The sequence below is a fragment of the Okeania sp. SIO2B9 genome (assembly GCF_010672505.1).
GTDB lineage: Bacteria > Cyanobacteriota > Cyanobacteriia > Cyanobacteriales > Microcoleaceae > Okeania > Okeania hirsuta.
In genome coordinates, this window is record NZ_JAAHGK010000179.1 from 1 (window position 1) to 8,069 (window position 8,069).

At 37.4% G+C, this 8,069-nt stretch carries 4 protein-coding genes and 1 pseudogene; 1 reads left to right on the top strand and 4 read right to left on the bottom strand.

Translation table 11 applies throughout. The annotated features are described in order from the left end of the window. Positions 1–288 precede the first annotated feature (288 nt). Both F6K13_RS08835 and petH read right to left on the bottom strand, forming a co-directional pair. Positions 289–807 (bottom strand): hypothetical protein, encoded by a 519-nt coding sequence (locus F6K13_RS08835; RefSeq protein ID WP_124147401.1) that lies wholly within the window; start codon positions 805–807, stop codon positions 289–291. A 268-nt stretch (positions 808–1,075) separates the two neighbouring features. Continuing rightward, positions 1,076–2,266 carry a ferredoxin--NADP reductase gene (gene petH, locus F6K13_RS08840; protein ID WP_124147400.1) on the bottom strand — a complete coding sequence of 397 codons (1,191 nt, stop codon included), beginning with the start codon at positions 2,264–2,266 and terminating at the stop codon, positions 1,076–1,078. A gap of 1,510 nt (positions 2,267–3,776) precedes the next feature. On the opposite strand from petH, the gene F6K13_RS08845 reads away from it, so the two are divergent. Next, positions 3,777–4,793: a phosphoribulokinase gene (locus F6K13_RS08845; protein ID WP_124147399.1), complete on the top strand. Its 1,017-nt coding sequence runs from the start codon at positions 3,777–3,779 to the stop codon at positions 4,791–4,793. Between the two features lie 606 nt (positions 4,794–5,399). Here F6K13_RS08845 and F6K13_RS08850 read toward each other — a convergent pair. Beyond that, positions 5,400–6,890: a CIA30 family protein gene (locus F6K13_RS08850; RefSeq protein WP_124147398.1), complete on the bottom strand. Its 1,491-nt coding sequence runs from the start codon at positions 6,888–6,890 to the stop codon at positions 5,400–5,402. Between the two features lie 136 nt (positions 6,891–7,026). Continuing rightward, positions 7,027–7,806, bottom strand: a pseudogene (locus F6K13_RS08855) (IS1 family transposase). Positions 7,807–8,069 lie beyond the last annotated feature (263 nt).

Sequence of the window (8,069 nt, forward strand, 5' to 3'; positions counted from 1 at the left end):
GAAGAAAAATTTTCATGAATTTGTCAATCCTCTTCTTTCAAGGAGAGGTAATTATTCATTATTCATTATTCATTATTAATTGTTGAAGTTACCAATTGTGTGATACCATGTCTGGTTATTATAGGAATGTGTAGGGTTAAAATACCCTGGCTCTGATTTTCAACTAATTTTTTGATAGTAGTGCATTCTTGTGGCAGATGCAAAACTCAATTACTAATAGTTTAGCTAGTAATTTTATTCATCATTATTACCAACTATACACCACTACCACTTAATTTCTAAATGAAGTTATCCGACTGGAACTAAATCAACTTCATCTGCACCACCAGTTTCACCTTGACCAGATGTAATTTGTTCTCCATTAACTTCAACAGCTAAATTTGTACCGTCTAAGTTAACATTATAGTCAGTAGCATCAGCAGTATATCCTACACTAGCAACCATTTGCCTACCTGCATCAGTGTATTGGAATCCCATCAATTGATTTTTTTCTTTTTCGTTATCGTAAGACCATATTACCATGTATTGTTGGTCTTGATATTCAAATACTTTAGGCGGACGAGTGGGAACGTAACGACCTGGAGCGCCAAAGCTGGCATCAAGGAAAGGTTGTACTGACTCAGGTTCCACAGTCGCAAAAGCAATATCATCAGCTTCTAGCTCTACTTCTGCGTCTTCAGTTGCTTCTGGATCGGGTTCTTCTTGATCGCGGTTCTGGAAATAATCTACAGCTTTTTTTACACCATACCCAGTAGCTGCTACACCAGCAACACCAGCGACAATTTTAGCAAGATTACCAAATTTCATTTTGTTCTCCTAATTATGATCCTGGATTAATTAAATTTGAGAGATGTGACACTAACCCAAATATTGGGAGAATATCTAGGAAATTTTTGTCCCCTGTCTCAATTTATTAGTAACTCAATCCACTTGATATTAGCAGAATTTGTTGATCACAAACAATTACTCAGGAGCCTATTTTTTTGTCCATTCAACTAAAAAAGGAGGGGTATCAAATGTACCTCTCCCTGAGTTCTATAAAATGCAGCGATTAATAGTCCCCTATTATATCATATTAGTAAGTTTCAACGTGCCAACGATGGTCTTTTTTCAACTGCTTCTGATACTCGCTCCAATCAACATCAAACTTACCAGTCACAGCAGACATTCCTTCATCAATGCCACCTTCCATACCTTTGAGACCGCAGATGTAAGTGTGAGTATTTGGCTTTTGGATGTGGTCCCACAACTCATCAGCGTTTTCTTGAATTCTGTGCTGAATATACATTTTGCCGCCATCTTTATTCTTTTGTTCGCGACTAATAGCATAAGTTACGCGGAAATTATCAGGGAACTGACGTTGCAGTTCTTCAAGCTCTTCTTTGTAGAGAATATTGGGAGTGTAAGCACAACCAAAGAATAACCAGGCCAAACCTTTAAACTGATAATCAGGGTTTTGTTCTCTTTCCTTAAACATCCGCCAGATGAAAGCACGGAAAGGAGCAATTCCTGTACCTGTTGCGATCATAATAATAGTTGCGTCTTCATCATCAGGCAACAACATTTCCTTACCTACAGGCCCAGTAATGGCCACATCTGCACCTTCTTCCATACCACATAGGTAAGAAGAACATACACCATAGATTCTTTCACCTGTTTCTGGGTGATTGTATTCTAGACGGCGTACACACAGAGACACTGTTTGATCGTCAAGATTATCGCCGTGACGAGTAGAAGCGATGGAATAAAGCCTTAACTTATGAGGTTTACCCTTATCATCTGTTCCTGGTGGAATAATACCAATACTTTGACCTTCTAGATAGTGCAAGTCGCTACCAGAAAGGTCAAATACTAGGTGACGAACAGTACCTTCACCACCTTCACGCACTAACTCAGTGCTGGAAAGACATTTGCCGATGAATGGATTTTTGGGGCGATAGGTGTTTACCGGAACATCCTTATGTGACTTAGGTTTAGCTTGAGTCATGGGTTTAGTTGTTTCTCCTGTAGTTGTTTGACCGTTCATTTGAGAGTCTTCACTCACAGCTTTAATGCTGATAATTTTGCCTCCCATCCGTGTAATTCTTTGCATTTCTTGGTTCATGCGGGCATAAGGTACAGTGATATAAACAGTTCCACTGCGACGGATGGGGCTATTTGTTTTGTCAGTAATATTACTCTGACGTAAACCTTCGACTTCGTATACAAAAGTACGACTACCGTATTCTGTATTGGTTTTTACTCCCAATGCAGTTTGAGTTTTCATTAGTTGATTTCTCCATTTAGATAAAGTATATTGCCAAGAGATGATGAGTCTTTTTATTTAAGTGTTTTTTAAGATACTCTGGTATAATGGCCAGTAGGTTTTAAGTCTATATTTCAGAGGTTTAGTGCTGAAAATCTTGTTTTCCTTATGGCATCTTGTTTATTCTCTAATTCATTCTATGATTAGGAAGTAACCTAAAAGTAGAACTACAATAGGATGAGTAAAACTAATATTTTTTTCAGTTGTTTACTCTGATGTAGCTTCTCAAGCTTCAATAAAAAGAGGCAGTATAGTGTTCTGTATTGTTTTTTACACTATGACTAAGTGCTGTTTGAATTGTCATTATTGACCGATCTTTGATTCTGGTACAAATACACTTTTCACCCACAAGAATTTCACTTTTATTACAGCTTGAGTCTCTATATTAAGATGCTTTTAAGTATATGGCCAATACAGAAACATCTTTTTTCACTCTTTATTTATCTCTAAGACATTGTTAATTCTTGGCATTAATCAATTCTGACTATTTTACATATAAAATGCAGAGTGGTCTTAATTTCTTTTAAGTTCTGTAGCTAATTATCAAATTAATAGTCAGTAGTCATTAGTCAATAGCCAGTAGTCAGTAAAACCGAGAGTGCTTTCTATGGAGATTCTCAACCCACCAACCCCATTGGCACTGCGGGTGACGGTGACGGTAAGGATTAAATTCACAAGAGTTGAAGAAGGCAGAAGGGAAAATTGCATGGGGATGTTTTCGACAAACCACTTCGTGTCTGATAACCCCAACCAATTTTAATCACCGTGTAGATGGTGGGGTATTAAATCCATGAGAGATAAAGATAAAAATAAAACAATATCATCAGTCCAATTTATCTGACTTAATTCAGATTTTTTATGAAAATTGGCGAAAATAAATCAACCAAATACAATCACTAGGATTTATAGGTGGAGAGGTAAAAATGCTTACAGAACTGAAAGTCCCTTGATTTATAACGTTTGGCTTTCCAAAAAATGACTTTTGTCTATAGAACTCATTCCAACAGAGTACTGTTGATTAAGCTTTTATTTTCTTTGATCCTTGTAGGGAAGATCCCATTCTGATATGATATTTTACAAAAGTTAGTAATAAAGACTTTAGAGTCAATAGCTTCAAAGTCTGTCCAAAAGTCCAACGACAGTGAGCTGTCTTAGCTTTTTACTGTGTAGCAAAGCAACACTTTCAAGTGAAGTTGTTTTATGTGGACACCAAGTTCATTAGACTTGTCTATTGATTTAGCTTAACCCGCCAGAAAACCTCAAGTCTCTCCTCATTCAGAGGATGTGGCCAGGAAAATGGGTCAGTTTATGATTAAATTTTGATAGAGTAAGTCTAAATGGAGCATTACAGGAATCAACACAGCTCAAGAAATGCTCAGGAACTTGTCCTGGACTCACTCAGAAGCTGAGACTCACCCAAAAAAAAGTATGGGATATGTCATTAAACTTTGTTTTGTGTTAGAGGGGAACTATTGTGAAAAAACCAGATAGAGTAGTATTAATTGGAGTTGCCGGAGATTCTGGATGCGGAAAATCTACTTTTTTGCGTCGTGTAACAGATGTATTTGGAGAAGATTTTGTTACAGTTATCTGCCTGGACGACTACCATAGTCTAGATCGTAAGCAACGTAAAGAAACAGGAATTACTGCTCTTGACCCAAGGGCCAATAATTTTGACTTGATGTATGAGCAAATTAAAGCTCTAAAGGAAGGTCAGTCTATTGATAAGCCAATTTATAACCACGAAACTGGCATGATTGACCCACCGGAAAAAGTTCATCCCAATCATATTATAGTGATTGAGGGTCTTCATCCTCTATTTGATGAGCGCGTGCGATCGCTACTTGACTTTAGTGTCTATCTAGATATTAGTGATGAAGTTAAAATTGCTTGGAAAATCAAGCGCGATATGGCAGAAAGAGGCCATCGTTACGAAGATGTACTTGCTTCTATCAATGCTCGTCGTCCAGACTTTGATGCTTATATTGACCCACAAAAAGCTCATGCAGATGTGGTCATTCAAATTTTGTCCACCAAACTTATTCCTGATGATCAGGAACATAAAGTCTTACGAGTACGCTTGATCCAACGTGAAGGTGTAGAAGGGTTTGAACCAGTATATTTGTTTGATGAAGGATCGACTATTAACTGGATTCCTTGTGGACGTAAGCTTACTTGTTCCTATCCTGGAATTAAAATGTTCTATGGCCCAGATGCCTATTTCGGCCATGAAGTTTCTGTCTTAGAAGTAGATGGTAACTTTGATAACCTGGAAGAAATGATTTACGTTGAAGGACACCTCAGCAATACTGCCACTAAATACTATGGTGAGATGACCCACATGATGAGGGAACACCAAGACTATCCAGGTTCCAATAATGGTAGTGGACTGTTCCAAGTTTTAGTCGGTCTGAAAATGCGTGCAACTTATGAGCGTTTGACTGCTAAAGTTTCTCCAGATGAAAAGGTAGCAGCAGTAGTTTCATAAACATCCAGAAGAAAATTTTCTATCTGAAAAAAAACGCGAGTGGTTAATTTCATTCGCGTTTTTTTGTTTGATAAATATATAGCAGAAGGAAGAAGGAATAAGGCGTTTAGTTATCTAGGCGATTAGTTATAGCAACTGCCATAACTGTTAGGACGCTTGACGCAAGACAAATTCCATAGCATCCTGTAAACACTTCATATCTTTTAGACAGTGACGAATTCTATAGCAACCGCCTGGTTGGTGTTTGACAATTAGTGCGAGCATCTTGCTCACGTTATGAATCATCATAATTACCCGATGTCCTAACTATAGTGGCGACTGCTATATTTACCAGAGAAGGAAGAAGGAAAAATCTGGCGTTGTCTGAGTTTTAAGCTTTTTGATAGGCTAGGGCTTTAGCCAGTAATATCAAATCCACCTAATTGCACATAAATCCAATCAGGTAATAATCAGGGTTTTAAGCTATTGATTTTGAGGGCATTTAACCGGATTTGATATGAGATATCTATCTTATTGCTCAAGCCCTACTACGAGAGCTTCTAACTTATAACTATTCAACCGGACATGATATTCCCACGAGGTTTGTGAACAATTGCTAAATACTTTTTAAACTGTCACAGTTAATTTATTTTTATCAGCTTCTAAACTGTTAAATAACTTCTGCCAAATTTCAGCACTAGCCTGCTTTTCTTTATCTCCTTTTGCCTCAAAAGTTGTATTGCAAGCCTGTATTTCTTCCAAAACTTTAATACAAAGTTCGGCAATATCATCCCGACTAACAATACCTTTAATATTATCACCTTGGTCAAATATTAATGCTTGACCGCCTGGTTGTTCAGTCATTCCACAAGGTCGAATAACAGTGTAATTAATCCCACTAGAACGAATAACTTCTTCTCCTTTTAATTTCCAATTCAACAAACCTTTTAATTGGTCATTAAACTTCACTGCTGGAGGTTGTTCATCTAAGTTTAAACCTGGTCGCCCCGGACGAGTTACACCTGCCGAACTAACCAATACAAATTTAGGTAATTGGTCGCTACCATAAGTTTTAATTGACTCAATTTCTAACTGAAAAAATCCTGGTGTAAATTTAGGATTAAGTTCTCGGTTATATTCAAATTTACTCAACATTAATTGGTAAGAATAAACTTGACTGGGATTAAAAGGTTGAGCATTTTCTACAACTTTGGCACGAAATACTGGTGTTAAATCTTTAAATGGAATGCGAATAGTTGTCCAGATATTATAAACGGTGTCAAAAGAATAACTGTAACCAACTCCATCCCATTTGTCTTCACAGCGGAGGAAAAATTTATAGCGTTTGCCGTCTCCTTTGACTCGGAGTTCGATACCAGCAGCTCCTAATAAATTCATTGGGGGGTCGAAGTTACGGGTACGAACAGATACAAAACCCCCTGAATTGGCAGTTGAGACATTACCGGAGAACATAGCACCAGTATCTGTCAGACGGATGGAGCTTTCGCTGACTCCCCCCATAACGATATCGTCTAATGCTCCCCAGGTTTTTTTGAGGTCTTGGGTGGGGTTGGTGAAGTCAAAGATAATTTTGTTGTTGCTTGGTTGTAGTTGTGGTTTTGCGGCTGCCACGAGATTTTTCATGCCTTCATATTCGACAAGTTGAGGGTCTTCAACAACTTCTGGCATAAAGAATTTGATACCTTGGTAATATTTTTCCCGGTTTGGGTTGTCTCCTTCGACTGGTTGTACTCGCGTTCCTGTACAACAGATGATTTTGCTAACGTTTTTGAATATTTCGGGGGTGAGGGTTTCTGGTTTGGTAATGTCGGCAGTTACTATTTCAACGTTTTTGCCGAGAACTTTCTGAGCTTTTTTGGCATCTCGAACGAGCGATCGAACTTGATAACCCCGCTCCTGGAGTCTAGGTACAACTCGTTTACCAACTCCACCATTAGCACCCACTACTAATACTACTTGTGATTTTTCTGGTGTTTTGGGTGTCTTTTCACCAAATAATTTTTGTAGCCATTTAAAACTCCCAACAAAGGGAACAACCCCAAAATAGGCTAGGGTCTGAAATAGTCTATTCACTTTAGATGTTTGGTTATCAGTCATGGCCATATCCTTAAACTCTAAACTTTTCTTTTACAATATATATTAAGATATATTAAGAAATTTTGCCGAATGGCCTTATGGAGAATTAATTTTTTGATTTTAGGAGGATAGACTATGAGTAACTGGGGTAATACATTTAAAAATAAGGCGTTGCTGAATTAAGGTATGATTGTAGAAAAGTAGCGATCGCGCTCACTATCAAATAATTTATATTATTTGAATAAGGAGTTGGCACATCTCTAAATTTGAGAAGCGTGAATTAATAATTGAATAGAATATCTCAGCATTTCTGACGATTTAGAATAACAAAGAGTTTGACGATGTAACCTTGCTAAATAATGTCTTAATAAGGGTATTTTCACCCTCAACTCGAACCATATATGTTTTGCTAATGATTTGATCTCCATCACTGTTTAAAATTTGGGTAAACTTTCCATCCATCTGTCACATAAAAATAGCATTTCCATTTACTAATAACTTCCCACCCTGGGAGCAAAAGTTTTGGAACTATGGTCTCCTAAAACCCATCCCAAAATACCCTGTTTAAAGTGGTCTACTGCAGCTGCTGTGCCAAATTTTGTTTTTTTTGAGCATACCATAGTTTCCAATTCATCTAATTCTCCTACCTAGGCGAGTTGTCTGTGGATCATAACAATCAGGTAAGAGTTTTCCTACTTGTTTTACCCAATTAATAATTGTGGTATGATGTAGTTTCTTGACTCTTTCAATGCCTCGCTCATCCCATACCATTTACATACATTTTTAGACATTCTTGTTTAAGATCTTGAGAGTAACCTCTACCAGTTTCATAAGATTCTATGAATTGTCGGCCACAATGGACACAAATATAGTTTTGTTTTCCTTTTTTATGACCATTTTTATTGATATGATCTGATTTACATTCAGGACATTGCATAATTTTTAATTCTAATAAGTGGACTTTTTTGGCGTGCGCTCTTTTCCATAATCATACCCGTGCTTCAGCAACGCCAAAAATAAAACTATAGATGCCAAAAATCTGCTAGATGACTATAATCAATATGCCCAAGAGTTTGATGAACAGGTCAAAAATGAATTGTGCGGCACTGGAGAAAACACTCCTGTTGTAGTGACAGCAAAACTCTTTGCAGAAACCGTTCCTGATCAAGAGTCTAATATTTTCATAGACTCTTGATCAGA

Bases quoted from the DNA above. Each gene is read 5' to 3' on its own strand.
- F6K13_RS08835 (WP_124147401.1), bottom strand. From the start codon at position 807: ATGAAATTTGGTAATCTTGCTAAAATTGTCGCTGGTGTTGCTGGTGTA.
- F6K13_RS08850 (WP_124147398.1), bottom strand. From the start codon at position 6,890: ATGACTGATAACCAAACATCTAAAGTGAATAGACTATTTCAGACCCTA.
- petH (WP_124147400.1), bottom strand. From the start codon at position 2,266: ATGAAAACTCAAACTGCATTGGGAGTAAAAACCAATACAGAATACGGT.